Annotated in this window: 21 protein-coding genes; 4 read left to right on the top strand and 17 right to left on the bottom strand. The window is 63.9% G+C overall.

Going from position 1 to position 26,733, the window contains the following annotated elements:
- Positions 1-264 precede the first annotated feature (264 nt).
- The 12 genes from C2U40_RS11210 to C2U40_RS11155 all read right to left on the bottom strand — a co-directional run bounded on the left by C2U40_RS11210 (position 265) and on the right by C2U40_RS11155 (position 13,930).
- The gene (locus C2U40_RS11210) at positions 265-720 is read right to left on the bottom strand and encodes an NUDIX hydrolase (RefSeq protein WP_103826788.1); all 456 of its coding nucleotides are present in this window, start codon (positions 718-720) and stop codon (positions 265-267) included.
- Positions 721-844: 124 nt separating this feature from the next.
- On the bottom strand, positions 845-2,035 hold the full coding sequence (gene nrfF / locus C2U40_RS11205; RefSeq protein WP_103826789.1) for a heme lyase NrfEFG subunit NrfF: 1,191 nt from the start codon (positions 2,033-2,035) through the stop codon (positions 845-847).
- Positions 2,032-2,607: a DsbE family thiol:disulfide interchange protein gene (locus tag C2U40_RS11200; protein ID WP_103826790.1), complete on the bottom strand. Its 576-nt coding sequence runs from the start codon at positions 2,605-2,607 to the stop codon at positions 2,032-2,034. The genes nrfF and C2U40_RS11200 overlap by 4 nt, the downstream gene beginning before the upstream one ends.
- The gene (nrfE, locus tag C2U40_RS11195) at positions 2,604-4,565 is read right to left on the bottom strand and encodes a heme lyase NrfEFG subunit NrfE (protein WP_103826791.1); all 1,962 of its coding nucleotides are present in this window, start codon (positions 4,563-4,565) and stop codon (positions 2,604-2,606) included. The genes C2U40_RS11200 and nrfE overlap by 4 nt, the downstream gene beginning before the upstream one ends.
- Before the next feature lie 162 nt (positions 4,566-4,727).
- Positions 4,728-5,684: a cytochrome c nitrite reductase subunit NrfD gene (nrfD, locus tag C2U40_RS11190; protein WP_103826792.1), complete on the bottom strand. Its 957-nt coding sequence runs from the start codon at positions 5,682-5,684 to the stop codon at positions 4,728-4,730.
- Complete coding sequence (locus tag C2U40_RS11185) at positions 5,681-6,373, bottom strand: 4Fe-4S dicluster domain-containing protein (RefSeq protein WP_103826793.1); 693 nt, start codon at positions 6,371-6,373, stop codon at positions 5,681-5,683. Before C2U40_RS11185 ends, nrfD begins: the two co-directional genes overlap by 4 nt.
- Positions 6,370-6,984, bottom strand: coding sequence for a cytochrome c nitrite reductase pentaheme subunit (gene nrfB, locus C2U40_RS11180; protein ID WP_103826794.1), 615 nt, complete (start codon positions 6,982-6,984; stop codon positions 6,370-6,372). The genes C2U40_RS11185 and nrfB overlap by 4 nt, the downstream gene beginning before the upstream one ends.
- A 51-nt stretch (positions 6,985-7,035) precedes the next feature.
- A complete protein-coding gene (gene nrfA / locus C2U40_RS11175) occupies positions 7,036-8,481 on the bottom strand; it encodes an ammonia-forming nitrite reductase cytochrome c552 subunit (protein WP_049048700.1) in 1,446 nt (481 codons plus the stop codon).
- Between the two features lie 596 nt (positions 8,482-9,077).
- Positions 9,078-10,280, bottom strand: coding sequence for an anaerobic glycerol-3-phosphate dehydrogenase subunit GlpC (glpC, locus tag C2U40_RS11170; RefSeq protein WP_103826795.1), 1,203 nt, complete (start codon positions 10,278-10,280; stop codon positions 9,078-9,080).
- A gap of 51 nt (positions 10,281-10,331) precedes the next feature.
- Positions 10,332-11,612 (bottom strand): glycerol-3-phosphate dehydrogenase subunit GlpB, encoded by a 1,281-nt coding sequence (gene glpB, locus C2U40_RS11165; RefSeq protein WP_103826796.1) that lies wholly within the window; start codon positions 11,610-11,612, stop codon positions 10,332-10,334.
- On the bottom strand, positions 11,602-13,281 hold the full coding sequence (gene glpA, locus C2U40_RS11160) for an anaerobic glycerol-3-phosphate dehydrogenase subunit A (RefSeq protein ID WP_103826797.1): 1,680 nt from the start codon (positions 13,279-13,281) through the stop codon (positions 11,602-11,604). Before glpA ends, glpB begins: the two co-directional genes overlap by 11 nt.
- Before the next feature lie 193 nt (positions 13,282-13,474).
- Complete coding sequence (locus C2U40_RS11155) at positions 13,475-13,930, bottom strand: YchJ family protein (protein WP_080708446.1); 456 nt, start codon at positions 13,928-13,930, stop codon at positions 13,475-13,477.
- A 131-nt stretch (positions 13,931-14,061) separates the two neighbouring features.
- On the opposite strand from C2U40_RS11155, the gene C2U40_RS11150 reads away from it, so the two are divergent.
- From C2U40_RS11150 to C2U40_RS11135, 4 genes are all read left to right on the top strand, one after another.
- Positions 14,062-15,729, top strand: coding sequence for a methyl-accepting chemotaxis protein (locus C2U40_RS11150; RefSeq protein ID WP_045525109.1), 1,668 nt, complete (start codon positions 14,062-14,064; stop codon positions 15,727-15,729).
- Between the two features lie 131 nt (positions 15,730-15,860).
- Positions 15,861-17,072 (top strand): ROK family transcriptional regulator, encoded by a 1,212-nt coding sequence (locus tag C2U40_RS11145; RefSeq protein ID WP_024944477.1) that lies wholly within the window; start codon positions 15,861-15,863, stop codon positions 17,070-17,072.
- Positions 17,069-18,652 (top strand): ATP-binding protein, encoded by a 1,584-nt coding sequence (locus C2U40_RS11140; RefSeq protein ID WP_103826798.1) that lies wholly within the window; start codon positions 17,069-17,071, stop codon positions 18,650-18,652. Before C2U40_RS11145 ends, C2U40_RS11140 begins: the two co-directional genes overlap by 4 nt.
- A complete protein-coding gene (locus C2U40_RS11135; protein ID WP_103826799.1) occupies positions 18,653-19,318 on the top strand; it encodes a response regulator in 666 nt (221 codons plus the stop codon). It begins immediately after the preceding gene.
- A 77-nt stretch (positions 19,319-19,395) separates the two neighbouring features.
- Here the strand turns inward: C2U40_RS11135 and C2U40_RS11130 are convergent, their stop codons facing one another.
- The 5 genes from C2U40_RS11130 to C2U40_RS11110 all read right to left on the bottom strand — a co-directional run bounded on the left by C2U40_RS11130 (position 19,396) and on the right by C2U40_RS11110 (position 26,069).
- Positions 19,396-20,928: a tripartite tricarboxylate transporter permease gene (locus tag C2U40_RS11130; RefSeq protein ID WP_103826800.1), complete on the bottom strand. Its 1,533-nt coding sequence runs from the start codon at positions 20,926-20,928 to the stop codon at positions 19,396-19,398.
- A 9-nt stretch (positions 20,929-20,937) separates the two neighbouring features.
- The gene (locus C2U40_RS11125; protein WP_039215220.1) at positions 20,938-21,399 is read right to left on the bottom strand and encodes a tripartite tricarboxylate transporter TctB family protein; all 462 of its coding nucleotides are present in this window, start codon (positions 21,397-21,399) and stop codon (positions 20,938-20,940) included.
- Between the two features lie 42 nt (positions 21,400-21,441).
- Entirely contained in the window at positions 21,442-22,407 is a 966-nt protein-coding gene (locus C2U40_RS11120) for a tripartite tricarboxylate transporter substrate binding protein (RefSeq protein ID WP_029301042.1), read from the bottom strand.
- Between the two features lie 230 nt (positions 22,408-22,637).
- Positions 22,638-24,170, bottom strand: coding sequence for a lytic transglycosylase F (locus C2U40_RS11115; RefSeq protein WP_103826893.1), 1,533 nt, complete (start codon positions 24,168-24,170; stop codon positions 22,638-22,640).
- A 213-nt stretch (positions 24,171-24,383) separates the two neighbouring features.
- On the bottom strand, positions 24,384-26,069 hold the full coding sequence (locus C2U40_RS11110) for an aspartate:alanine antiporter (protein WP_011706282.1): 1,686 nt from the start codon (positions 26,067-26,069) through the stop codon (positions 24,384-24,386).
- Positions 26,070-26,733 lie beyond the last annotated feature (664 nt).

The following is a 26,733-nucleotide window of genomic DNA, read 5'->3' as shown; positions in this document are numbered from 1 at the left end:
GGTGGCTTCATACGAGTAGTGACAGGGTGGGCAGGAGTGGGGAACCTAGTCGCGGCGCGCGGCTGGCGGTGCCCCCTGGCCGCAAGATAGTCACTCTTTTACCTCTCTCTGTTGCTTGTTTCGTTCCTCTCGCTCATTCTGGGTGATCATCTCTGCTGAAAACGGCCTGATCAGGGGCGACAACATGTGCTGATGGCGGATATGGCTGGATGTGGATCATCACAGGATCAAGGGGATAACGGCAGGGCTCTTGGCATGCACCCGCTATGGTGTCATGGCCACCCGCATCAGCGCCGAGGGGCTGTTTTCGACAAAATAGTGCCAGAGGTGATCATAGAATGCCTGCTGGCCGGGGAAGCCCGCCAGTGCCTTGGCCTCGGCCAGGCTGCACCAGCGGTATTCGGTGTGCTCATCGTTGAGGGTCACCGCCTGATTGGGCGGGCAATAGACCACAAAGACCGGCACCACCTCTATCGTATTCAGGCTCGCCTCGTAGAACTGCTCCAGATACTGGCCGTTGTAGAGCTCGGTGACCCTGATCCCCGTCTCTTCGCCAAACTCCCGAATAATGGTCTGCCAGCCGGTTTCACCCGCCTCCACCGTGCCCGCCACATGACACCAGAAGCCCCCCTTGACCCGTTTCATCACCAGCAGTTTTGTTTCGCCATCGATAGTGGCAAGGGCAACGTCGGAGACGGCCTTGTAGCGAATGGGGAGCATGATGTGACTCCAGAGGTTGGCCAAAGAGAGCCGTATTGTTTGGCGGACAAGTCAGAGTGGCAAGTGATTTTCCGGTCGGCAGCGGTCTGTGCCGATGGTGGCGGGCCAAAGTGACAGGAGGCGGTCAGCCCCCCATTATTCGTGCCGTCTGGATCGCCTCAATCAGCGCAGCCCGGTTGATGCGAGGGCGCTCGCCATCAAGCAGTTGCTGCCAAAGGGCAATGGCTTGGCTGTAGCGGCCATGCAGGAAGTGATCGGAAGCGAGCAGCATCAGGGCGCTTACTTCCCCCGCATCCTGCTTGAGGGCGTTCTCCAGCAGGCGGGTTGCTTCGGGAGTCAGCTGCTGACCCGCCTGGTAGTAGAGCACGGTGGCTTGCGCGGCCTTGGTTGCCGCGCTGGCGCCACCCTCCAGCAGGGCGAGACGCTGATAGGCGAGCAGGGCGTTGTCATATTCGCCCCGATAGAGATAGAGCTGACCGAGCGCCGCCCAGCTGTCGAGATCGGCGGGGTTGGCTTGCAGACGCTGGTGCAGGGCGCCCAGCTCCTTGTCTTGCAGATCCCGCGGGCTCAACCCCGCCAGCGGATCGGGGCGCGACTGATACGCCTGCCATGCCTGATAGCGGCCGGTGCCGGCATAAATACCGGCCATCAGCGCCAGCAGCAGGCCCCCAAGCAGTATCCAGGTGCGCAGCCTAAGCTGCGGATGGGCGGTGCGGTCCTTGGCCAGCCGGTCGCGCAGAGTTTGCTCGGCAGGTGGGGTGGCGTTGGCGAGACGGGCCAGCTCCAGCTCCCGGTAGAGGCGGCTGTGGGGGGCAAGCCCCGCCTGCTGTTCGGCCATGATCAGCCGGTTCAGCTCGGCCCTGGGGTCGTGGGCGAGCATCCCCTCGGCTCTGTCGCCGATAAGCGGCATCCGCGCCGGTTGCCGGCGATGCAGGCTCCTGCGCAGGCGATTGAGCGCCAGCAACAGCAAGAGGGCGGGGCCGCCCCATAGCAGCGCCGTGCTGCGCTTGAAGGGGGGATCGTAGCGGACGAAATCGCCGAAGCGCTCCGTCATGCGGGCGATCACCTGCTGATCAGACTGCCCCTCGTCCACCCAGCGATAGACCTCGAGCCGCAGATCCCGGGCGATGGGGGAGTTGGACTCCACCAGGTTCTGGTTCTGGCACTGGGGGCAGCGCAGGGCGCGGGCCAGATCCTGAGCGCGGGTCTGCCGCTCGGGGTGGCGAAACTCATAGGTGTCGACCCCGCTGGCAAGGGCCCCGAGGCTCAAGGCCAGCAAGAGCGGCGCGATCAGGGCGTGGCCGAGACGGCTCATGGCTTGCTCTCCTGCACTTGTCTCTCCAGTTCGGGCTGGCCGGCGGTGTTGCTGCGGGCCTTTGCAAGCTGGAGGGCAAACTGGCGTTGCCAGATCTCCCGGGTGAGCAGGCCGGTATGGCGGGTCAGCAGGGTACCGTCGCCGGCGAAGAGATAGGTTTCCGGCGTGCCGTAGACGCCGAGCTCCAGCGCGAGTCGGCCGTCGGGGTCGGCCAGCACGGCGCGATAGGGGTTGCCAGCTTGGATAAGCCAGGCGCGGGCCGCATCCTCCTTGTCCCGGTAGTTGAGGCCGTAGAGGGGCACGGTGCTGGCCAGCTCACTCAGCAGCGGATGCTCGGCGCGGCAGTTGGGGCACCAGCTGGCCCAGACGTTAAGCACAAAGGGCTCCCCCTTGAGGTTGGCGGTCTGGATCGGATTTCCACCCAGCAGATTGTCGCTCTGCCACGCAGGCAGGGTGCGCCCGGCGACGGCCTCATCCTGGCTGTAGGGGTTGTTGCCAAGGCCGAGCCAGAGCAGGGCGCCGAGCCCCATGGTGAGCACCAGCGGCACGAACAGGCGCAGACGGGCGTTCATAAGGACTCCTGTTCGAGCCGAGGGTAGGGAGCGGCAGCTGGGGCTGGATGGCTAGCCAACAGCGGCCGGCGGGCGAGCAGACGCAGGGCGCCGCCCGCCATCATCAACAGGCCGCCGAGCCAGATCCAGCGTACCAGCGGCTTGTAGTGCAGCCGCATAGCATAGGCGCCTGGTCCCATCTTCTCACCCAGCACCACGTAGAGATCGCCGAGCATTCCCCATTTGATCCCGGGTTCGTTCATGTTCATGGTGCGCACGCGGTAGTGACGCCGCTCCGGCGTCAGCCGCGCCACCTCTTTACCGTTCTGATGCACGCTGAGAGTGATGCGCTCGGCGGTGTAGTTGGGGCCGATGATGGGCTCGCTCCCCTCATAGCGAAACTCGAAGGCGCCGAGCCGATAGGGCTGGCCTGCGGCGAGCATGGCGCCCCCCTCCTGACTGTGGTGACTCACCTGCGCAATGCCGAGGGCGCACACCGCCACCCCGAGGTGGGCCAGCAGGCTGCCGAACCGATTGAGGGTGAGCTCGCGCAGCGACGTCGGCTGCAAGAGCGGGAGCAGCAGGCTGGCCATCAGCCAGAGGCTCAGCACGTTGGCCGCGAGCCCCAGCCAGCCGCCTCGCAGCGGCTCGGGATAGGCGAGGCTCAGCAAGGCGCCCCCCAGCAGGCCGAGCAGGCATGGGAGCAGCACCTTGATGCGGCGCTGGGCTGCCAGATGCTGCCAGCGCAGGCGCGGCAGCTGGGTCATCAGCGCCATCAGGCAGAGGGCCAGCGGCACGAAGATGGTATTGAAATAGGGGGCGCCCACCGAGAGCGAGCCCAGATGGAGCGACTGGAACACCATGGGGTAGAAGGTGCCGAGCAGCACGCTGGCACAGGCCACGCTGAGCAGCAGGATGGCGGCACCGAGCAGCCCCTCTTTTGACAGCAAGCCAAAGCGGGCATAGGGGGCGCGAATGTCTGCCCGCAGGGCAAACAGGGTGAGGGCACAGGTGAGCAGCAAGCCGAGTAGCAACAGCAGGGTGAGGCCGCGGCTGGGGTCGACCGCAAAGGCGTGTACCGAGGTGAGCACCCCGGAGCGCACCACGAAGGTGCCGAGCAGGCTCAGCGAGAAAGTAAAAATAGAGAGCAGCAACACGGCGTGGCCGTAAGCGCCGCGCTTCTCGCACACCACCAGGGCGTGCAGCAGGGCGGTGCCGAGCAGCCAGGGCAAGAGGGAGGCGTTTTCTACCGGATCCCAGAACCACCAGCCGCCCCAGCCGAGCTCGTAATAGGCCCACCAGGAACCCAGCACGATACCGGCGGTGAGAAACACCCAGGAGCCGAGCGCCCAAGGGCGGCTCCAGTGGGCCACGGCGCCATCGAGCCGACCCGAGTGCAGCGCCGCCATGGCGAAGGCGAAGTTGACGGCAAAGCCGACGTAACCGAGATAGAGCAGGGGCGGGTGAATGATGAGGCCGATGTCCTGCAGCATGGGGTTGAGGTCGCGCCCCTCCAGCGGCCCCGGGAACTGGCGGTCAAACGGGCTGGAGAAGATCAGGGTATAGAGGCCGAACAGCCCGACGATCAGCCCCATGATGGCCAATACCCGGGTTGTGATCAGCGGATCGACCCGCCTGGAGCAAAGAGCCACCAGCGCGCCCCACAACCCCAGCGCAAAGACGAAGAACAGCATGGAGCCCTCGTGACCGCCCCACACGGCCGCCAGCTTGAAGCCCAGCGGCAGGGCGCTGTTGGCGTGCTGGGCCACATAGACCAGGGTGAAGTCATCGAGGCCAAAACAGCCGGCGAGCAGCAGCAGGGCAGCCAACAGCAGGAGCGCGACCAGGAGGGCCAGCGGTATTGCGCAGCCGAGCAGCGGCCGTGAGGCGAGCCGCAGCCCCAGCCAAGGCAGGGTGCCTTGCAGCAGGGCGAGCCCGGTCGCCAGCAACAGTGAGAGATAGCCGAGCTCCGCCAGCACACAACCTCCAGTCAATCATTCGTCTATGTTATGCCGCAGCGTCTGCACCGTACCGGCGCTGGGGAATAACATCCACATTTCTGGCAACAATCAATCGCAACAACTCATCGCAACAAACAAGCGCCAGTCACCCGAGGGTGGCTGGCGCTGGTGATCATACCGTTATACGACTGTCATTTGACCGGCATAAAGCACGAAGTAGCGCAGCAGCAGGATCCCCACCAGGGTCAGGCTGCAGACCAGCACCAGATAGCTGTTTTTGGCCCGCAGCGGTGCGGGGGCCAGCAGGGCCAGCAACTGGGGCAGCAGCATGCCGATGCCCACCACCCCGAGCCAGAACACCTGAGCCCAGAAGCCGCTGCCGATGGCGGCCCACATGGCTGCCTCCTTCTGGCCGCCACCGAAGTAGAGGCCGGTAAAGAAGCAGACCAGCAGCAACACCTCCACCGCCAGCACCGGCCGCTCAAAGCGGTGGACAAAGCTCACCCCCTGGCTGTGATGGTTCTCCTTGAACAGGGTGACCGCCAGCAAGATGGTGGAGGCGATGCCGGAGCTGACGCCGGAGATGAGGAACAGCACCGGCAGCACCGGGTTGTTCAACAGCGGATAGGTCTTGAGCGCCGACAGCAGAAAGCCGGTGTAGGCCCCCAACAGCACGGCAAGCAGCAGCAAGAGCGGCGCCAGCAGCCGCTCAAAGCGTGCCAACAGGGCGATCAGCCCATCCACAAAGGCGAATTTCTCTTGCAGCAGGTGACTGCGCAAGGTCTCGATCTCGGAGCGAAACACCACCGCCAGCCAGGCGAACAGCACCGCCATGTAGACCTGGAACAGCATGACCCCCATCGACATCACGGAGTCGAACTGGTAGTGGAACATCAGCTTCCAGAAGGTCCAGGGGCGGGCCAGGTGGAAGATAAGGATCAGTAACCCCAGCACCACGCTCACCGGCGCCAGAATGGCGGTCGCCTTGATGATGCCGCTCTCGCTGCCGGCCCCCTTGCGGCGCAGCAGCACCGAGAGGGTGGTGGCCCCGGCGGAGATGCCGAGCAGAAAGAGATAGATGGCGATGGGCCAGTCCCAGACAAGTGAAGGAAAGTGAAACGCCTCTTGCATCGTCATGACTTTATCTCCCCTTTGGGCACGCGGTACATCTTGGGCGAGGTGCCGAGTGCCTGCTTGTAGCGATAGGTGGTCTCCTTCACCAGCCGTTTGGCGATAGGGCTGTCCGGGTCATCCAGATTGCCGAACACCAGCGCCTTGGTGGGGCAGGACTCCACGCAGGCCGGCTCCTTACCCGCCGCCAGGTTGGTCTTGCGGCAAAAGTCGCACTTGTCCGCCACCTTGGTCACAGGGTTGATAAAGCGCACCTGATAGGGGCAGGCGGCCAGACAGTACATGCAGCCAACGCAGAGATCCGGGTTGACGTCGACGATGCCATCCTCCTTGCGGATATGGGAGGCACCGGTCGGGCAGACGTGTACGCAGGGAGCGTTGTCGCAGTGCTGGCAGGACTTGCGAAAGAAGTGGTACTCGGCATCGGGGAAGGTGCCGATGGGGCCGGAGCGGATGATCTCGAGGCGCGAGACCCTCTCTGGCACCTGATTCACCTCCCGGCAGGCATCCATGCAGGCGGTACAGCCGATGCAGGCCGTCTCGTCGTGGATCATGCCGTAGCGGATCCCGTCGATGGTCTGGCTGTGGGCGAGGGTGGCGGCAAGGGAGCGGGTGTTGGCACGAGCAGCCCCCGTCATCATGATGAGGGCCCCCGCGCTCATCCCCGCCATGAAGTGACGGCGAGAGCAGCTCATTGTGCCTCCTTGCCCGAGGTGGTGTTCGCCTTGGCCGCCTTGACGGCCTCATGCTGCTTGCTGTGGCAGTCGACGCAGAGCTTGATGCGGGACTTCTCCGGAATCGCCACCATGGGCTCCTTGGCCGGGTGCAGCTGGTGGCAGCTGGTGCAGGTGAGCTTGGTGGCGTGCACGTCGTGGGCCCAGAGCGCCTCGCGCAGCGGCTTGGGTTCGTGACAGCTCATGCAGACCCCGTTCTGCTCGGCGATGGGGTAGCTCTCGGTACTCTGTTTGTCCTTGAAGCTGTCGCTAAAGCGCATCACATCCTTGACCCCTTCCCGGTGTTTGGGGGAGGGCTGACCATGGCAGTTGGTGCAGGTGACCGGCGCCAGGTTGTTGGGGTTGGTTGCGTGACCGTGCTTGCCGTGCATGCCGTATGTCTGCTCCTTGTGGCAGTCGGTACAGGCGGCATCGGGATTGCGCAAAAACTCCACCTCATGTGTGGCAGAGACAGGTGTGGCAGAGAGGGCCGCAGGCGCGCCGGCCGCATCGGCGGCCTGGCCCTGCAGGCTGGTCAGCAGCATGGCTGCCATCAGCATCAGTCGTAAGAAATCCATTGTTAAATCACCCATAGGAAGCCTCCATCCAGCTGCGGGCCCGACACTGCGGGCCCGCATGCCTCGTCATTGTGCGAGCCGTCCGGCCGCTTTGGCCTCGGCATCCCAGGCGGGGACTGTGGTCTTGAGGAACTGGGCCTTGTCGCTGTTCATCTGCTTCATGTCCATGCCAAGAGCGGCTTGGGCCTTCTCCTTGCTGGAGATGTCAGGAATGGCGATCTCGTGGCTGATCCCCTTGGCGGCCAGCAGGCGTGCCAGCTTGGTGCGGGCATCGGCGGCCTTGTCCAGGGCGGTTCCCAGCATGCGCAGCGCCACTTCCGGGGCGTGCATCTGCACCCCGTGGGAGGCGATGGAGAAGTCCCAGCGCCATTGGGCGTGACGGATGTCCTGCAGAATGTCCTTCATCTCGGCCTCGGTGGCGCCGGCATCCCAGGCGGCCTTGGCTTCAAAGTGGGCGTGCACCAGCTGCTTCTCGACTTTGAGCTTGATCTCGGTGACGGCATCCTTGCGCTGCTTGACCACCCCTTGCAGCATCTCCTTGCTCTGGGTGTGGCAGTTGCGGCAGGTCTGGTCGAAGCGATCGAAGGGGTTGCCTACCTTGTGATCGGTGTAGACCTTGCCCTGTTCGTTCTGCACCTTGGGCATGTGGCAGTCGACGCAGGCGACGTTGTTCTGGCCGTGAATGCCGGCGCGCCAGGTCTCGTACTCGGGGTGCTGGGCTTTGAGCATGGGGGTCTTGGAGAGGGCATGGGTCCAGTCGGCAAAGCCTATTTCATCGTAATACTGCTCCATCTGCTCCACTGTGGTGCCCTTGTCCCATGGGAATTTCACCGCCTTGGTGGGGCCGCTGAAGTAGTACTCCACGTGGCACTGGCCGCACACCTGGGACTGCTGATCGAAGCGCCCCTGCTCCTTGAACGGCTTGCCGATGGCGGTCATGGCCCGGTCGGCATAGGGACGGGAGAGGTGCAGGGCGGGTTTCCCCTCCTTGAACTCTTTCGAGGCGGTGTCGTGGCAGTCGGCGCAGCCGATGGTGTTGACTATCTCGGGGCCGCCTTTTGCCCACATCCCCTTGAAGTAGCCATCCTCACCCTTCTCGTCGATGACGCGGGCTACGTCCGGGCCTTTGCAGCTCCAGCAGGCCATGGGCAGCGGACCGTCTTCGGCGGTCTTGGGGGCGCCGGTACGCAGGGTTTCCCGCACGTCGGTCAGGGCATAGAAGTGGCCGCGCGGTTTGTTGTAATCCTTGGAGAAGGGGTAGCCGGCCCAGAGCACCACCATCTGTGGATCTTCCGCCAGGGCATCGGTGCGCTCCTTGCTCTCGCTGGTGCCTTTCCAGCTGGTGAACTGATCGGCGTGATCCTTGGCGAACAGCTCGCTGCGCGCCTCGATCTTGCCCTTGGGTTGTGCCTCGTCGGCCGCCTGTGCCCAGCCGCTGGTGCCAAGGCAGGTGGTAAGCAGCAGGGCGGCGAGGCCCAGCCTGGTCTGTCTGTTGTGTGAACTCACGATCATCACTCCCAAATCGATCTCATTGCCAAGCCTGACCGTTCCATCCTGGATGTGGGCATCAGCCCCCGCACTAGGCAGGAGCAGGCAGGCCGATTAATTGTTATTAGTGAATAAAACCCATGTATTTATGCGATTGCTCGAGCTGGATATTACCAAATGGGTAAAACGAATGATGATTTATCGGGAGCGGGATTGCGCTAGATCAATTGTCGGAGCAGGCAACGAGCGGAAATGAGATCCCGGTTAAATTATGAGGAAACTCAACTTATTGCATCATTGTTAATGCTGTGCACCACGCACCGTGGCGGCCATGGCCCGCCAGCCCGCGTCCCGCAAGGGAATGTGCGTCAAATGGCGCGAGCTGTATTCATTTAGGGATAGAAAATTTTCTGTGAATAGATATGCATTATTAAATTAAGGGAAGGGAGCCATGATGATCCCCTGGTTGCCGGATTCAATCAGAGGACTGTCCATGGATACCATGGTCTATTCGAACGATGATCCAGTAATAAGAGCCGGCATTTGCCGGCTCTTTTTCTACCTAGAGTTTGCTTATCGGCCCCTTTGCCAGGGCGATCTGGCCCGATATTGCAAGGGGATCACGCCAGGGCCCGGGCCAGCAGGTGGATGGGGTGTTCACAAGGGAACGGCGTGCTCATCTCGATCTGCCATTTGCAGGTTTCGCAGTCGGTGATGACCAGATCGGGCTTGAGCCGGTTTATCTGATCAAACAGCCCTTCACCGATGGCCTGACTGGTCTGGTAGTTCTCCGACTTGAAGCCGTAGGTGCCGGCGATGCCGCAGCACTGAGAGTCCAGCACGGTCACCTTGACACCGGGGATGGCGCGCAGCAGCTCGAGGGTATAGATGACGCCGCCCATCTTCTCCATGTGGCAGGGGGTGTGGTAGGCGATGTGCAGATTGAGCGGCTTCATCGCCGGCTTGTTGCCCTTGTAGAACTCGTTCCACAGGAAGCGGGTCACCAGCGAGATGCGATCGCGCACCTTGTGGTTGTCCTGCTCCAGCAGGTGGGGATATTCGTCGCGCAGGGTGAAGCCGCAGGTGGAGGAGGTGGCCAGCAGCGGCATCTCGTTGCCGAGCAGGGTGTTCTCCAGCTGTTTGATGTTGAAGGCCGCCTGCTGCTTGGCCTTGTCCATGAAGCCGTTGGCAATCAGCGGCACGCCGCAGCACTTCTCCCGTTCCAGCAGCTGGACGCCGATGTTCATGGCGTTGAGCACCTGCACCAGCTCCTTGCCGAGCTGCGGGTGGTTGTAGTTGACGTAGCAGCCGTGGAAGTAGGCGATCTGGCGCTCGAAGCGGGCCTGACTCGCTTTCTGCTTCTTGTACCAGCGGCGGAAGGTGCCCTGGGAGTACTTGGGCAGGTCGCGGTGGGAGGAGACCCCCAGCGCCTTGTCCAGCACCAGCTTCATCGGCTTGAGGCCGGTGGTGAAGTTGACCACCGGGGCCATCAGGGTGGACATGCTGCCCATCAGATCGGTGTGGGAGAGCACGAACTCGCGGATCCCCGGCTTGAAACCGCTGTACTGGTGCTTGGCCTTGGCGATGATATCGCCGATGCGCACCCCGCTCGGGCAGGCCACTTCACAGCGCTTGCAGTTGGTGCAGTACTTGAGGGCGCTGTCAAAGAGCTCGGGGCTCTTGATGCGCAGCCGCTCCCCATCCGGGCCCGCCTGCTTGGGGCCGGGGTAGGCCGGGTTGGCCTTGGCCACCGGGCAGTAGGCGGTACAGACGGTGCATTTGATGCACTGATCGAAGGTTTGGTTGGCATGATCCAGTAGCATGTCAGTTCTCCTCCCGTTGGGTGTGAAGGCACGGGATATGGGACAAAATCATCATTGGGCTGAACTCAAAATATGACCGGCAGCCTGCCAGCCGGTGGCAACGGCCACGCCTGAGCCGGAACCTTCTTTAATGGGGTCATAGTGAGCCAGCACGCTGCCCGCGCCGTAGAGGTTGGTGAGCGGCTTGCCGCCACGCAGCACTCTGAGCTTGTCGTCGGTCTTGACCCCGAAGCCCATGAAGGGGTGGTGGTCGAACAGGCGACGGCCGGCCCAGGCGTCCCGCTCGGGCAGACTCAGCACATCGGCGTTGAAGATGGGCTCGCGAATGCCGCGCAGGCGGGACTCCAGCCCGCGGCTGAAGAAGCTGCCGGAGGCGAGCACGAAGTGGTCCGCCTCGAACAGCTGATCGTCGCCATTCTGGCTGTGCACACCGATCACCCGATCGCCCTCGTAACGGGCTCTGAGCACCCGCTCGCTGGTGAGGAAGGTGCCGCCAAGGGCCATGAAGCGGCGCTTGAGCGCCTCCTGCATCCGCATGCCGATCAGTGACGGCGGCATGGTAGCCACCTCCTTGATGATGCAGCCGGTGCGCTGCTCCAGCTCCGCCAGGCGCGGGCCGACCAGCCCCAGCGACAGGCAGGCGGGCAGCACCAGGTGATGGCAGCGCGGCTCACCGCTCTCTTGCACCAGGCGGCTGATCTCGCGGGCCAGATCCGTCAGCAGGTCACGCTGGCCATTGCCCTGCTTGTCGAACAGGCGGGCGATGTCGGCGGAGCGAAACTCGTGGGGATTGCGGCTGAACTCGGCCAGCTGGGGCAGGCGAAGCTCCCCGGTCAGGATGCGGCAGTGGGCGAAGCGCGTGTGGGTCGCCAGGTTGGCGGCCGCGAGCTCGGGGTGAAAATCGCGAAATCCCTCCAGGGTCGCCAGCAGGATGGCGTCGGGGGCCGGCGCATCGGTCACACAGGCGCAGGTGTTGGGGGAGAGCCAGGTGGCTTTGAGGGTGCCGATGGGGGTCAGCCGCTGGTGGTTGCGCTCCTGGCGAAACAGCGGCAATCCCTGCGCGGCGCAGTGGCGCTGCAGATCATCGAGGCTCGCCGCGATATGGGTCAGCCCCACCTTGTTGTAGGGATGCTCGGGGTTGGCGGCCATAAAGGCGGGCAGAGCGGCGCGGGGATCCCCCTCGCTCTCCAGCAGATCGACCGAGCCGGAGGAGAAGTGCAGGGCGCTCTGGCCGGAGGCCATCAGCAGGGTCTTCTGGCCGGCCTCGGCCAGGCGCAGGGCCGCCGAGAGGCCAGCCATGCCGCCGCCGATAACGATGCTGTCAAATTTCATGGCTGCGCTCCTTGGTGGGATTTGCGGTGCTGGCATCGAGCGGGAAGGGCGGCTCGGCCACCAGGTGGGGGGCCGTCCACTCGCCAAGGCCGAACAGCCCCTCGTAGATCCAGTAGGTAAATTCGGCTTCGCGCAGAGCATCGCCCCACAGTACCGGTCGGGTGCCCTTGTAGCGTTCCTCCAGGAACTGGCGCAGCATGACGCAGGCCTGACGACCGTCGGCCTTGCCGTACTCCTGCATCAGACCGGCGGCGCGATAGGCGCACAGCTCCCCCTGACAGGGGCCCATGCCCAGGCGTGTGCGGCGGCGCAGATCCACCAGGTTGTCCACATCCAGCTCGCGTAGGGCGTATTCAATCTCGCCCGCAGTGACCATCTCGCACTCGCAGATGAGGGCGTTGGCCTTGGGGTTGTCGCGGAAGAAGGCGATGACCCGCTCGCCGTGGCGGTACTGGGCCGAGCCTTCGGCAGGCACCGAGAGGCCGGGGGCGGAGACCTTCTCCGGATCCCGCGAGCCGGGCAGGCTTAGTTCGGCGGTGCGGCAGGGCTTGCTGTTGCCAAGCTTCTTGGCCAGCAGATCGGTGGCCCATTCAGCCATCAGCCGGTAGGTCATCAGCTTGCCGCCGGTGATGGTGTTGAACCCCTGCAGGCCGTCACGCTCGCTGTGATCGAGCAGGACTATGCCGCGGCTGATGTTGCGGCCGGACTCGTCGCCATCCACCGCCACCAACGGGCGCACGCCGGCGTAGGCGCGCAGCAGACGGGTGCGGGCCATGATGGGGGCGAGCTTGATCCCCTCGCGCAGCAGCACCTCCACCTCTTCAGGCTCGACGGTGAGCTGGTCAATCTTGTGGTAATCGATGCGGCTTGACGTGGTGCCGATGAGGGAGATGGTATCGCCCGGCACCAGGATGTCCGCGTCCGCCGGTTTGCGGGCGCGGTTGAGCACCAGCTGGTTGATGCGGTAATCCATGATGAGCAGGGAGCCCTTGGCCGGGAACATGCGGATGCCGAGATCGGCGTACTCGCAGATCTGCTGGCCCCAGATGCCGGCGGCGTTGATCACCTCCTGACACTCCACCTCAAACGCTTCGCCGGTGCGGGTGTTGATCGCCTTGACCCCGTGCACCCGATCCTGAGTGCGCAAAAGCCCGAGCACCTTGCTGTGGGTGAAGATGCGGGCGCCGTGTTCTTTCGCGTCCAGCACGTTGGCGGCGGCCAGGCGGAACGGATCGACCGTGCCGTCCGGCACCTGAATGGCGCCGATCAGCGCGGGGTTGACGTTGGGTTCGAGGCGCAGCGCATCGGCGGGATCCAGCTGGCGGGCGTCGATGCCCGCCAGGGCGCAGGCGTCCATGAAGGTATTTTGAAAATTGATGTCATCTTCCGGCAGGGTGATGAAGAGGCCGCCGGTGTCCTCGACACAGTGGCTGGCGATCCGCTTGAGGATGCGGTTCTCCTGAATACACTCGCGGGCGGACTCCTGATCCGTCACCGCGTAGCGGGCGCCGGAGTGGAGCAGGCCGTGGTTGCGGCCCGTGGTGCCGGCGGCGATGTCGTCCCGCTCAAGCAGGATACAGTCGATGCCGCGCAGTGCGCAATCGCGCATGATGCCGGCTCCGGTGGCGCCACCCCCTATGATGACGACTTGTGTGGTTATTCTTTTCATTCTTGCCCGTCTCATCTCTTCCAGATGGTGCCAGTGTGGCCTGTCTCTGGGTGAAAATGTTTGATATGGGCCAAGTTAATGTTCGCAAACGCTCAAGTTAAGGGGTGTTAATGAGCAAATCGTGATTGTTGTCACACTCCAGCAACAGCAGAGGGGGCCGCTGGGCCCCCTCTGTCGACACGAGTCACGGCGCTCAGCCGCAGCACTTCTTGAACTTCTTGCCGCTGCCGCAGGGGCAGGGGTCATTGCGCCCCACCCGCAGCGGCGCCGGATCCTGCTCGCCGTCGGTGTAGACCCAGCGCCCCTGATGGCGCACGAAGCGGGAGCGCTCATGCAGGCAGTGGCGCGCTTCACCTTCCATGAACCAGGCCTTGAACTCCACCATGCCGAGGGTGTCATCGGGGCCGCCCTGGCTGGCGATGATCTCGAGCCCGTCCCATTGGGTGTCGGTCTGGGAGAGCTGCTCCGCAGTCAGATCCCCTAGATAGTCAGGGTGCCAGCTGTGCACCAGGTACTCCCCCAATCCCAGCACGAAGGCGCTGTAGCGTGAGCGCATCAGCTGCTCCGGGGTCTGGGCGGCGGCTCCCCTATGCAGTGATCCACAGCACAATTCGAGAGAAAGAGTTGAACCGCAAGGACATTTGTTCATGTGTCTGGCCATCAGAGTCGATAGATATAGAGGGCGGGGATTGTAGCGAAAGCGGGTCCCCGTCGACCAGCATCCTATACTGGTCTGGTAGGAACGGAACGCCCATAAAAATAGCTGCAAGGATGTGAAAGATGACGCTAAAGCAGAAAATTCTGTTGTTGGGAGCCGTCCCCGTGCTCCTGATGGCCCTGGTGGTCAATCTCAGCAACTACATGATTTCAAAGAGTGACCTGGAAGCCGATCTGGTGGTGGCGCGAGAAAATGCCATCAAGGAGCGCAAGGCGTTGCTCAGCAGCTACCTGATGCTGGCCAAGACCGCCATCGATGCCGTCTACAACCAGCCGGACAGCCCGGCGGTGCGCAAGCAGGTGACCGAGCTGCTGCGGCCGCTGCGCTACAGCAGTGACGGCTACTTCTTCGTCTACGACTTCCAGGGCAACACCATACTGCTGCCCACCCGCCCCGAGATGGAAGGCAAGAACCGCTGGCAGGACAAGGATGCCAAGGGCAAGCTGCTGATCCAGGAGATCGTCAAGGCGGCGCGCCAGGGGGACGGCTTCTCCGAATACTGGACCGCCAAGCCCTCCATCGGCCGGGATGCGCCCAAGCTCTCCTTCAACCTGGTGCTCGACAAATATCAGTGGGTCATCGGCACCGGCTTTTACATCGACGACATCGACAACGAGCTGGCGGTGCTGCGCACCGAGCGCGAGAGCAACATGCGCGATTCGCTGCAGAGCAGCGTGCTGCTGATCCTGGTGATCCTGGGGGTGACCCTGGCCGCCACCGTGGTGATCGGCAACCGGGTCACCCGGCCGCTGGCGGATGCGGTCTCGGCCCTCAACGACATTGCCGACGGGGAGGGGGATCTGACCCAGCGCCTCAAGGTGCAGAGCCATGACGAGATTGGTCAGCTGGCCACCGCCTTCAACCGCTTCGTGACGAGGATCCAGTCGGTGGTGAGCCAGGTGGGGGAGACCAGCAATCACCTGTTCAGCGCGGTGGAGAAGCTGCACCACCTGAGCGAGCACTATGACCATCAGATGCACGGCCACAGCCGGGAGACCGATCAGGTGGTCACCGCGGTGACCGAGATGAGCTCCACCGCCCAGGAAGTGGCGGCCAGTGCCTCCAACGCGGCCACCGCCACCAGCGACGCGGCGCGCGAATCCGATGCGGCTCGCGGCGTGGTGGGCACCGCCATCAACAGCATCAACCGGCTGGTGGGCGAGGTGCACACCGCCTCCGGGGTCATCGAGCAGCTGGCGCAGGAGACCGCCAAGATAGGATCCGTGGTGGAGGTCATTCGCGGCATTGCCGAGCAGACCAACCTGCTGGCGCTCAACGCCGCCATCGAGGCGGCCCGGGCCGGCGAGCAGGGACGCGGCTTTGCGGTGGTGGCGGACGAAGTCCGCTCGCTGGCCGGTCGCACCCAGCAGAGCACCAAAGAGATCAACGAGATGCTGCAGCGCCTGCAGGGTGGGGTAAAGCAGGCGGTGGACGTGATGCAGGCGAGCGAGGAGCGCAGCCAGGAGACGGTGCAGGAGGCGAGCCATATCGCGACCTCCCTCGACAGCATGGTGATGGCGGTCAGCACCATCAACGACATGAACATCCAGATAGCCACCGCCGCCGAGGAGCAGCACGCGGTCTCCGAGGAGATCAACAAGAACCTGGTGGCCATTCAGCAGATCGTCAGCGAGCTGACCGACGCGGCGGTTGAGTCCAACAGCACCACCCGCGATCTCGCCAGCACCGGCGACAAACTGCGCAAGCTGGTCTCCCAGTTCCGCTACTGATGGGATGACAAGAGGGGGATGTCCCTCACAAGATGCGGCCTGAACCCCGGTTCAGGCCGCACTTTATTTGGGGATTGACCAATAATATGTGAAAATTGGCCCCCTCTGTGTCAGCCCTTGCCCCGTACCCTATGAATGAGATCGTGAAAGGCAGTATCGATTTGATCCGTCAGCTCAACTATGGCCTGGTCTACGCCAGCCTGGAGGAGCACAAGGAGCTGTCCCGTACCGATCTCTCCCGCTTGACCGGCCTTTCGCCTGCCAGCATCACCAAGATCACCCGCGAATTGCTCGACGGCGGCCTGGTGGTCACCTGTGGCGAGAGCTCGGTGGGGCGCGGTCGCCGCCAGACCTTGCTGCGCATCAACGAGCGCCGCTTCCAGTTTCTCTCCATGCGCCTTGGTCGCGGTTATGTGGACATGGCGCTGTTCGATCTGGCCGGCCGCTCGCTTGCCCGTCATCGCCATGTCTTCAGCGAAGGGGAGCGCGCCGACCTGCTGGCCAGCCTGGTGCGGGCCATCGAGGGCTTCTTGCCCAAGAAGGCGCTGCGCCTCGCCTGCATCGCCCTCTGTCTGCCGGGGCAGGTGGAGCGCCACTCCGGCATGGTCAAACACTTCCCCTTCTACGATCTGCGCAACTGGCCGCTCGGCCCCACCCTGCAGGAGGCGTTCGCGGTGCCCGTGCTGGTGAGTGGCGACGTGCGCACCTGGATCCAGGCCGAGCGTGAGTGGGGGGCCGCCAAGAACTGCGCCGATGCGGTGCTGGTGTTCGTGCACAACGACATCGGGGTCGGCATGGTGGTCAACGGCCAGCTCATCGAGAGCGAGTCGGCCCTGCTCGGCGATCTCAGCCACCTGCAGCTTGAGCCCTACGGTCAGCGCTGCTATTGCGGCGGCTTTGGCTGTGCCTGCACCCTGGTGACCAATCAGGCGCTCGAAGCCCAGTACCGGGATCTGCGCGAGCGGATGCAGGAGTACGATCTGCCCGAGAGCGTCACCATTCGTGAGCTGTGCGAGCTGGCGCTGGCGGGCAACAGCCTCTGCCAGGACATCCTCCATCAGGCGGCGGGGCGGCTCTCCCGGGTGCTCTCCAACCTCATCTGCCTGCTCAATCCGGGCAAGCTGCTGCTGGGGGGGGAAATCACCCGCGCCGATCGGCTGCTGTTCCCCATGCTGCACCAGTCGCTGGCAAGCCAGCTGCCGGCCGAATACCTGGTGCGGCTGCAGATTGAATCCACCCACTTCTACGAAGATCCCACCAAGCCCACCTCGGTGCAGGTGCACAAGGCCCTGCGCGACGGCAGCCTGCTGCTCGACTTGTTGCGAGGCGACAAGGAGGCATGAAGCTGGGGTTGCAAGGACGCATCCTCCTCATGCTCTGTCTGGTCAGTCTGCTGCAGCTGGTGCTGCTGAGCGGGGCCAGTTACTACTATGTGTCCGAGCAGCGCTACCGCGAGGTGGGGGATCAGGCCCTCGACGTGGCGCGGCTGGTGGCCCGCGAGCCTGGCGTGCTGGCCGGGGTGAAGCGGGCCGATACCGCCCGTCTCAACGTGCTGGTGGAGCGGATCCGCGCCGAGGTCGGTGCCAGCTATATCGTCATCGGCGATAAAGACGCGCGCCGGCTGGTGCACCCCAATGCGGATCGCATCGGCCAGCCCATGATGGGGGATGATCCGAGGCGGGCGCTGCAGGGGGAGGCCTACATCTCCCGCGCGCAAGGATCCCTCGGGGTCTCGGTGCGCGGCAAGAGCCCCATCCGCGATGAGCTCGGTCAGATCATCGGGGTGGTCTCGGTCGGTTATCTGGTGCGGGATATCGAGGCGGATCTGCAGGGGTTTCTGCGCTTTGGCCTCGCCATGACCCTGCTCATCGTGCTGCTCAACAGCCTGGCCGCCGCCTGGCTGGCCCGCCGTTACAAACGTGCCATCCTTGGCTTTGAGCCCGAGCAGATCGGCCGCCTCTATGCCGAACTTGACTGCACCCTGCGCACCGTGCGCGAGGGGATCCTCACCATCGACGAGCAGGGCCGGCTCACCTCCCTCAATCCCAATGGCATCCGTTTGCTGCGCCTTGACGAGCAGACGGCCCGGGCCGCCATCGGCCAGCCCGTCACCCGGCTGCTGCCAGAGAGTCGCATGCTCTCCCTCATTCAGGATCCACGTCCGCAGTTTGACGAGGAGATAGTGCTCAACGGCCAGTCCCTCATCGTTAACCGGCTGCCGCTGGTGCGCGATGGCAAGCTGATCGGCGCGGTGTCGAGCTTTCGGCGCAAGGACGAGCTGGCCGAACTGAGCGCCCAGCTCTCCCAGGTGCAGGCCTACAGCGATCTGCTGCGGGTGCAGACCCACGAACACCACAACCAGCTTGGCACCATCGCCGGGCTCATCGAGCTCGGGGCCACCCGCGAGGCGCTCGCCTTCATCGGGCGGGAGGCGGCCACCGAGCAGAGCCTGCTCAGCTTCTTGCTGAGCGCCATCGCCAAGCCCAAGGTGGCCGGCCTGCTGCTCGGCAAATACCACAGGGCTCACGAGCTGGGGCTGGTGCTGGAGGTGGACCCGGATTCCCGCCTGCACGACATCCCCCTTCGCGTCAGCGGCTCCCAGCTGGTGACGGTGCTGGGCAATCTCATCGACAATGCCTTCGAGGCGACCCGTCGCCACGGTGCCCCCTACCAGCCGGTGCGGGTGGCGCTGAGCGATCTCGGCCAGGATCTGATCCTGGAGGTGGAAGACGGGGCGGGGGGGATCGATCCCGCGCTGGCTGATCGCCTGTTCGAGCGTGGGGTCAGCAGCAAGGCGGAGCCGGATCACGGCATCGGCCTCGCGCTGGTGCGCAAGACCCTGGATGCCCTGCAGGGGACCATCACCATCGAAGCCACGACGCAGGGGAGTTGCGTCGTCTGTTACATTCCCAAGGAGGTGTGAGTGATCAAGATCCTGATCGTCGAGGATGACCCGGCCATTGCCGAGATCCACCGCCGCTTCGTGCAGCGGCTGGCGGGTTTCGAGGTGCTGGGGGTGGCGCTCACCCTGTTCGATGCCAGGGAGCAGATAGAGATCCTCAAACCCGATCTGGTGCTGCTGGATGTCTGGTTGCCCGATGGCGAGGGCTTTGCCCTGCTGCGAGAGCTGCGCCAGGCGGGGGCTTCTCTCGACGTGATACTGCTCACCGCGGCGCGGGAGGCGAGTGCCCTGCAGGAGGCGATGCGGCTCGGGGTGGTGGATTTCATCCTCAAGCCCGTGGTGTTCGAGCGGCTGCGCGACACCCTCGACAAATATTGCCAGAACCGCGCCGCTCTGGCGGCGCTGGCCGACATCGATCAGCAGGCGGTGGACGCCCTGCTGGGGACGCCGTTGCAGCAGGTGGCGGCGGGCGGCCTGCCCAAGGGGATTGACGGGCTCACCCTGCAGCGGGTGCTGGCGGCGCTGGGATCGCAGGGAGCCAGCGCCGAGGAGATTGGCGGCCGGGTCGGGGTGAGCCGTACCACGGCGCGCCGCTATCTGGAGTTTCTGGTGGGCCAGCAGTTGGCGAGCCCGGAGCTGGAGTACGGCACAGTGGGCCGGCCGGAGCGGCGTTATCGCCAGCCCTGAGCGAATTGCCACCCATTTCGTCTTGCCAATAAAAAGAGCGCCTTTCGGCGCTCTTTTGCTGCGTGGGATGCGCCAACTCAGCTCGGCTCGGATTGCAGTGTGGCGGCCGGTGCGCGGCGCGCCTGCCACCACTGCCACACCGGCAACAGCAGCATCACCAGAGTGATCAGCGTAAAGGCGAGGGTGATGGGGCGTTCCCACAGGAAGCTCAGGGAGCCGTCGTTGATCACCAGCGCCCGGCGCAGGTTGTCCTCCAGCATGCCCCCCAGAATAAAGCCGAGCAACATGGGCGCCATGGGGAAGTCCAGCAGGCGCAGGCCGATGGCGATCAGCGCCACCAGCGCCATCACATAGATGTCCATGGTGTTGAAGGAGACCAGATAGACCCCGATCAGCGAAAACAGCAGCACCATGGGGATGAGCACCGGGCGCGGCACCTGCAGGATCTTGGCCAGATAGGGGATGAGCGGCAGGTTAAGGATCAAGAGCACCACGTTGCCCAGATACATGGAGATGATCACCGACCAGAACACGTCCGGGTGCTCCATGAACAGGCGCGGGCCCGGCTGGATGCCGTAGGCGATAAGGGCCCCCAGCATCAGCGCCGTGGTGCCGGAGCCCGGGATCCCCAGGGTCAGCAGCGGCACGAAGGCCCCGCTGGAGGCTGCGTTGTTGGCCGCTTCCGGCGCGGCGATACCGGTCAGGCTGCCCTTGCCGAACTGCTCCTGCCTGCGCTTGCTGGCGAAGTTGCGCTCGGCGCCATAGGCCATGAAGGAGGCGATGGTGGCGCCGGCCCCCGGCAGCACGCCGATGAGGAAACCCATCACCGAGGAGCGGGCGATGGGGGGCGCTATCTCTTTGACTTCGTCCCTGCTCAGCTTGAGGGATCCGAGCTGCTGGATCTTGCGCGCCTCCTCCTTGCTGGTGTCCTTGCCCGGGCGCAGCACCGTCATCAGGATCTCCGCCAGGGCGAAGGTGGCCATGGCCAGCAGCAGGAAGGAGAAGCCGTCGCGCAAGTCCGGCAGACCGAAGGTGAATCTGTCCACCCCGACGCTGCGGTCGATGCCGACGGTGGAGAGCATGATGCCGAACAGCGCCATGATCAGCGCCTTGAGCACCTGGCCCTTGCCGGCAAAGGCCGCCACCGCCGAGAGCCCCAGCACCATCAGGGCGAAGTAGTCCGCCGACTGGAACGAGAGGGAGACCTTGGCCAGCAGCGGCGCCGCCACCATCAGGAAGATGGCGGACAGGGTGCCGCCGGTGAAGGAGGCGTAGGCGGCGATGGCCAGCGCCTTGCCCGCCTGCCCCTTGCAGGCCAGCGGATAGCCGTCGATGGCGGTGATCATGCTGGCGGAGCAGCCCGGGGTGTTGATCAGGATGGAGGAGGTGGAGCCGCCGAACATGGAGCCGTAATAGACCCCGGCCATCAGGATGATGCCGGAGGCGGGATCCAGCCCGTAGGTGATGGGGATCATCAGGGCGATGGCGGTGACGGGCCCGAGGCCCGGCAGCATGCCGATGAAGGTGCCGACGAAACAGCCGACGATCACCATGAAGATGTTGATGGGCATCATGGCGGTGCCCAGTCCTTGCAGAATGCCGTCTAACATGGGTTCTCCTTATCCCAGCAACTGGGTGAACAGCCGGCCCGGCTCGAGGTAGACGTTGAGCCCCTTGGTGAGCAGGGCCCAGAAGATGAGAGTGAACGGCAGGCTCACCTTGCAGGCAAAGGCGAGGCTCTGCTCGCCCATCAGCCGGATCCCGCCGATGAGAAACAGGGTGGTGGCGACCAGAAAGCCGAGCCAGCCAAGGGCCAGGCCGTAAGCCAGCATCAGCAGCAGCAGGGCAAACACCAGCCGCCAGTTGCCGGTTTCGCGCTGCAGTCGCTCGCCGCCCGGAAAGCAGATCAGCAGCAGGGAGAGCAGGGCGCCGGCACCGGCCAGGGCATAGGGCAGGGTGCTGGCGGTGAAGGGTTCATATTCGTCCCCGGGGTAGCCGGGGATCTGGGTGGCGTGATAGCCGTAGGCGAGGGAGAGCAGCAAAAACAGCAGCCCCCCGAGTCGCTCCTTGGTCAGATGCATGGGATGACTCCGATGGGCGGGCCAGGCCCGCCGACAGTGGGATTACTTGATGAAGCCGAGTTCGCGCATCAGGCCGCCGATCTGCTGCTCCTGCTGGATCAGAAAGGCGGTGAACTCGGGGCCGGCCTGGTAGAGATTGGTCCAGTTGTTGCGGGCGCGGACCGTCTCCCACTCCGGCTTGTCATACATCTGCTTGAGCAGGGCTGCGAATTCGGCCGACTTGTCGGCGCTGACGGCAGGGGAGGCGAAATAGCCGCGCCAGTTGGCAAAGACCGTGGGGTTGCCCTGCTCGCTGAAGGTGGGCACCTCGCTCGCATCCGGCATCCGGGTCGGGGCCGTCATGCCGAGGATCCGCATCTGGCCCGACTTGACCGCCTCCATCGCTTCGCCAAAGCCGGTGGAGAGCACCTGGGTTTCCCCCGCCAGCACCGCCGCCATGGCGCTGCCGCCGGCGTCATAGGCCACGTAGCGCAGCTTGCCGGCATCGGCCCCGGCATTCTTGAAGGTCATGGCCGCCACCAGATGATCCAGGCTGCCACGGGCGGAGCCGCCGGCAATCTTCACCTTGGCGGGGTTCTCCTGATAGGCGGCCAGCAGTTGGGGCCAGCTCTGGTAGGGGGAGTCCAGCGGCACGGCCAGCGCCTGGTAGTCGGCGATGATGGCGGCCACCGGGGTGAGATCCCGGAACGATTGCGGCAGCTCCTTGGAGAGGGATTTGACGATGATGGGGGTGGAGTTGACCATCAGGGTCTTGTCGGACTGGGCCGACGTCTCGATGAGGTGGGCGATGGCCTTGGCACCGCCACCGGCCGAGATGTTCTGGTAGGAGGCGGTGGTGATGAGGCCGGATTTGGTCAGCGCCTCGCCGGTGCCGCGGGCGGTGTTGTCCCAGCCGCCGCCGGCGCCGCCCGGAATGAGGAAGTGGATTTCGTCGATCTTGGCCTGGGCGCCGAGGCTGGCGCCCAGCAGGCAGCAGAGCAACGTGCGTTTGAGGGTTCCTTGCAACATGGTGTACTCCTTGTGATTGTTGCGGGAAGGTTAATTAATCGTGTTTGGTCGGCAAACAATCTGACCGTAATGGCTATTAAGGCTGTTGTGGTCATTGTGTTCATTCTGGTCACGGCAGGGTGAGGTTGGGCCATGACGGGGCTGAAGGAGGTCAGGATGGTACTGCGGCAACGGTTGAAAAGACGGGAGGCTCCCCGTCTGACGGGGAGCCGCGCGGATGAAGGGCTGGCTTATCCCTGTGATGCGGGTGCGGCGGAGACCTGGTCGCCACCGGCGCCCTGCTGCTTGATGGCCTCGGTCGCCTGCTGCCTGCGCTGCAACTGCTCCATCACCAGCTTGTAGGCGATGTAGTACTTGTAGATGTTGCCGACGTAGGTGACCGTCTCCGGCCCTATCTTCTCCGCCGCCACGTACTCGACGTTGTGAAACCAGACGTTGGGATCCAGCCCCCGTTTCTTGGCCTCGGTGCGCAGCCGTGCCACCCGGGCGGGGCCGGCGTTGTAGGAGGCGAACGAGAAGAGCGCCTTGTCGAGGGCCGTCATGGGCTCGTCTGCATAGTAGTGGTCGATCATCCAGCGCATGTATTTGACGCCGCCGTGAATGTTGGGCTCGAGCTGGCGGATGTCGCCCACTTTGAGCCCCTTGCCGGTGGCGGGCATGATCTGCATGATGCCGATGGCGCCGACGTGGCTGCGCGCCTTGTGATTGAGGGCCGACTCCTGATAGCCCTGGGCCGCCATCAGCAGCCAGTCCACCTCGTATTTCTCGCCATATTCGCGAAACAGATCCACCACCTGCAGAAACTTCTGGCGCTCGGCGTCGGCGGCGGCGCTCTTGACGAATTTGTTCTGCTTGAGATAGCGGGCCAGGATGGCGTCACCGCTGTGTTTGCCGCGCAGGGCGGCTATCTGTTCGTTGAGCATGGCCAGCAGTTGCGGGCTCTCCTTGCGCACCGCCCAGGCGATGACCCCCCCTTGCCGGAACACCGGCTGTTCATGGATGCGGATGGCGGGGAAGATCTTCTGCCAGAACCGGGCCTTGTGTTCGTCCATGACGATGAAGGGCAGCAGGCCGGCATTGACCATCTCCACCAGATCTTCATCTTCCAGCGCCTCCGGGGCCGGCTGGATGTCGACAAGCGGTTCTCCCGCCGCCTTGCGCGCCTGGTTGTAGGCCGTGAGGCTCTCGAAGTAGCTGGAGGAGGGGCGCACATAGACCCGTTGGCCGGCCAGATCGGCGGCGCTCTCCACCTTGGGGGAGACCGGTCCCGAGATGAGCAGCTCCCGCACGTTCTCCAGCAGAGGATCGGTAAAGCGCACCCCCTGCAGTTTGCGCCGCTCGGTGATGGTGAGGTTGGCGGCGGCGATGTCGCCCTTGCCTGCGATGAGGGCTTCCAGCAGGGCCTCGCGCGCTACCGGGATGAAGACCAGGTGCAGCTTGAGATGGCGCTTGAGGCTCTTTTGCTTGCGCAGCTGCTCGTTGAGCCGCTTCTCCACCTCGATGAAGGCGTCGTAAGTGACGCCTCGCTGCACCCCCTTGTAGATGAAATAGCCGGTCTTGTTGTAGGTGGTGAGCACCCGGATGGTGCGCCGTGCCAGCATGGCATCGAGATCACCAAGCAGGGGCTGGGCCAGCTGATCGCTGCTGAAGGCCAGGGCGGCCGGCTCGGGGTCGGCTTCCTCTGCGGGGGAGGTTTGCGCTGCCGTGGCGGCCTGCAGCGGGCCGCACAGCAGCCAGCCCAGAAGGATCCATAACCGTATCATGACGATGCCCTCGTGTGTTTCATTGAGTGTAAGCGGCATGGGGCGGGCGCTTTAGCTCATTGGGTTTGGTCGGTGAGGGGCGCATAGCACGATAGGCCCTATCCTGCGGGGGCGAGGCGATGGGGCTTAGGCGAAGAGGAGAGCGGCATGAACGAAAAGGGGAGCCATAACGGCTCCCCTTGAGTTGGTGTACTTGGTGCTGGATCGTCGGCGCTAGAACCAGAAGCCGATGATGAAGGAGCCCGCCAGGGTCAGCATGACGTTGGCCACCGCATAGGTGCCGGCATAGCCGAGCGCCGGGATGGAGCTGTTGGCTGCCTCGTTCACCACGTCCATGGCCGGGGCGCAGGTGCGGGCCCCCGTGATGGCGCCGAGCAGCAGGGCCGGGTTCATCTTCAGCACCCAGACTCCGAACAGGTAGCCCACCAGCACCGGCAGGGTGGTCACCAGCATGCCGGAAAAGAGCACCACGGCACCGACCTGGCTCAGGTGGTCCAGAATGCCGCCGCCGGCTTTGAGGCCGGTGCTCACCATGAAGACGGCGAGGCCCAGATCCTTGGCCAGACGCAGGGCGCCCGGCGGTACGTAGCCGACCGTGGGGTGGTTGGCGCGCAGATAGCCCATCAGGATCCCCGCCAGCAGCAGGCCGACGGCGTTACCCAGCCCAAATTCGAGCTGGCCGAATACCAGGGAGACGGAGCCTATCAGCAGCCCCAGCACGAAGAAGGTGGTGAAGGCCACCAGATCCGTGGTCTGGCTGTGGATGCTGATGAAGCCGATCTTGTTGGCAAGCAGCTTGACCCGCTGCTTCTCGCCACTGATCTGCAGCACGTCGCCCTTTTGCAGCATGATGTTGCGATCGAACGGCATCTCGATCTGGGAGCGCACCACCCGGTTGAGGAAGCAGCCCTTCTCGGTGAGGTTGAGCTCTACCAGATGGCGACCCACCACCGCATCGTTTTTCACCACTATCTCTTCGGTGACGATCTGCAGGTCAAGCAGGTTGCGGTCGAACACCTCCTTGCCGTTGCGGTAGTTGACGTCGAGCTTCTCGTGGCTCTCGGGGTAACCCACCAGGGCGATCTCGTCCCCTTCCTGAATGACGGCGTCGCCATCCGGGCTCGCCAGAATGCCGTTGCGGCGGATCCGCTCCACGTAGCAGCCGGTGTGGGGGTAGATGCCGGTCTCGCGCAGGGTGCGGCCGCCAATCCAGGCTGCCAGCTCCGGGCCGACCCGGTAGGCACGGATGATGGGAAGGTAGGTCTTGCGGCTCTCGTTGTCCGACAGGCCCCGCTCGCGGGCGATCTTCTGCGCCTCGGTGTTGAGGTCGAGCCGTGCCAGCGAGGGCAGGTAGCGCACCACCAGCATCAGGCCGACCAGTCCCACCAGATAGGTGAGTGCATAGCCGATGCCCATGTTGTCGAGCACCGACTGCATGTCGGTCTGATGGGGCAGGTTGAGCAGGCCGCTGCGCAGGGCATCCTGGGCGCCCACCAGCGCCGGGGTCGAGGTGAGCGAGCCGGCCAGGATGCCGGCGGCCATGCCCGGCCCGAGGTTGAAGAACTTGGCCAGCCCCACGGTGAGGAAGAGGGCCGTCAGCAGGATCACCAGGGTGAGGGTGATGTAGTGGATGCCGTCACGCAGGAAGACGCTGAAGAAGTGCGGCCCCGCTTCTATCCCCACGCAGAAGATGAACAGCATGAAGCCGACGTTCTCCGTGGTGGCGGTGAATTCGAAGCCCATCTGGCCGAACAGTAGGGCGGTAAACAGCACGCCGATGGTGTTGCCGATCTGGAAGTTGCCGAACCTGACTTTACCGAGCAGCAGGCCGAAGGCCAGTACCACGAACAGCAGCAGGGAGTCGCTTTGATGTAGCAGTGTCACAAAATCTATGGTCATGCCCGGAAAAACCGAGGAAAAAAGTGGGGCCGATATTGTGCCGGATCCCTCACCAATAAAGAAGCGTCAAAGGAGGATTAATCGGCACTAACCCGCCACTCGCCCCGCCTGTGTGAGGGAAATTGCGGGGCGGGTCTGGTGATGACCTCTATTTCCCTCTGCCAGCCCCGCTGTCAATTAGTGATTCCTGCTATCTGTGATCCTCGTCTTTCCGCTCTGCTTGAAAATTTATTCTCTGCTGTTTGGCTGGGCGGTTTCCTGGTTTTTCAGCACATCTGACTGAAGGGGATGGCATGAGTCCGGGAGCCGATCGGTGGGTGTCGAGAGGGAGTGACCCATGTTGTGCGGGATAGCGAAAAGATATCTGCAAAAGGCATCTGTCGGCGGCGATGGCAACCCATTCAGGGGGGCGCTCAAAAACAGCAGAAAATCAGGTCGTCAGGGAAAAACATCGCCCGTCGCTGGCAATGGCCTGCCAGCCTAGGCCGTCATTGGCTTTGCTCTACTTACCCACAGAATCTGTGGATAACCCTGTTTATGAAACTTGGTGATCAGGCTGTATCCCGCGCCAATACTGGGCTGCAAGGACTGTTCAAAAAATACCTGAGATAAATTGTTTCTATAAAAATCAAATAGTTAGACGCAGCAGAACAAAACGCTGCCG

The organism is Aeromonas sp. ASNIH4 (assembly GCF_002934425.1).
Classification (GTDB): domain Bacteria; phylum Pseudomonadota; class Gammaproteobacteria; order Enterobacterales; family Aeromonadaceae; genus Aeromonas; species Aeromonas hydrophila.
Note: the sequence above shows the minus strand (reverse complement) of the source record. Positions and strands in the feature narration are given on the sequence as shown.

Excerpts from the sequence above, each read along its gene's own strand:
- C2U40_RS11210 (WP_103826788.1), bottom strand. The coding sequence starts at position 720 with ATGCTCCCCATTCGCTACAAGGCCGTCTCCGACGTTGCCCTTGCCACT.
- C2U40_RS11125 (WP_039215220.1), bottom strand. The coding sequence starts at position 21,399 with ATGCATCTGACCAAGGAGCGACTCGGGGGGCTGCTGTTTTTGCTGCTC.
- C2U40_RS11130 (WP_103826800.1), bottom strand. The coding sequence starts at position 20,928 with ATGTTAGACGGCATTCTGCAAGGACTGGGCACCGCCATGATGCCCATC.
- C2U40_RS11185 (WP_103826793.1), bottom strand. The coding sequence starts at position 6,373 with ATGAGCTGCTCTCGCCGTCACTTCATGGCGGGGATGAGCGCGGGGGCC.
- C2U40_RS11150 (WP_045525109.1), top strand. The coding sequence starts at position 14,062 with ATGACGCTAAAGCAGAAAATTCTGTTGTTGGGAGCCGTCCCCGTGCTC.
- C2U40_RS11145 (WP_024944477.1), top strand. The coding sequence starts at position 15,861 with ATGAATGAGATCGTGAAAGGCAGTATCGATTTGATCCGTCAGCTCAAC.
- C2U40_RS11155 (WP_080708446.1), bottom strand. The coding sequence starts at position 13,930 with ATGAACAAATGTCCTTGCGGTTCAACTCTTTCTCTCGAATTGTGCTGT.
- glpC (WP_103826795.1), bottom strand. The coding sequence starts at position 10,280 with ATGCTACTGGATCATGCCAACCAAACCTTCGATCAGTGCATCAAATGC.
- C2U40_RS11140 (WP_103826798.1), top strand. The coding sequence starts at position 17,069 with ATGAAGCTGGGGTTGCAAGGACGCATCCTCCTCATGCTCTGTCTGGTC.
- nrfF (WP_103826789.1), bottom strand. The coding sequence starts at position 2,035 with ATGAGCCGTCTCGGCCACGCCCTGATCGCGCCGCTCTTGCTGGCCTTG.
- nrfD (WP_103826792.1), bottom strand. The coding sequence starts at position 5,684 with ATGACGATGCAAGAGGCGTTTCACTTTCCTTCACTTGTCTGGGACTGG.
- glpA (WP_103826797.1), bottom strand. The coding sequence starts at position 13,281 with ATGAAAAGAATAACCACACAAGTCGTCATCATAGGGGGTGGCGCCACC.
- nrfA (WP_049048700.1), bottom strand. The coding sequence starts at position 8,481 with ATGATCGTGAGTTCACACAACAGACAGACCAGGCTGGGCCTCGCCGCC.
- C2U40_RS11200 (WP_103826790.1), bottom strand. The coding sequence starts at position 2,607 with ATGAACGCCCGTCTGCGCCTGTTCGTGCCGCTGGTGCTCACCATGGGG.
- nrfB (WP_103826794.1), bottom strand. The coding sequence starts at position 6,984 with ATGGGTGATTTAACAATGGATTTCTTACGACTGATGCTGATGGCAGCC.
- C2U40_RS11120 (WP_029301042.1), bottom strand. The coding sequence starts at position 22,407 with ATGTTGCAAGGAACCCTCAAACGCACGTTGCTCTGCTGCCTGCTGGGC.
- glpB (WP_103826796.1), bottom strand. The coding sequence starts at position 11,612 with ATGAAATTTGACAGCATCGTTATCGGCGGCGGCATGGCTGGCCTCTCG.
- C2U40_RS11110 (WP_011706282.1), bottom strand. The coding sequence starts at position 26,069 with ATGACCATAGATTTTGTGACACTGCTACATCAAAGCGACTCCCTGCTG.
- C2U40_RS11115 (WP_103826893.1), bottom strand. The coding sequence starts at position 24,170 with ATGATACGGTTATGGATCCTTCTGGGCTGGCTGCTGTGCGGCCCGCTG.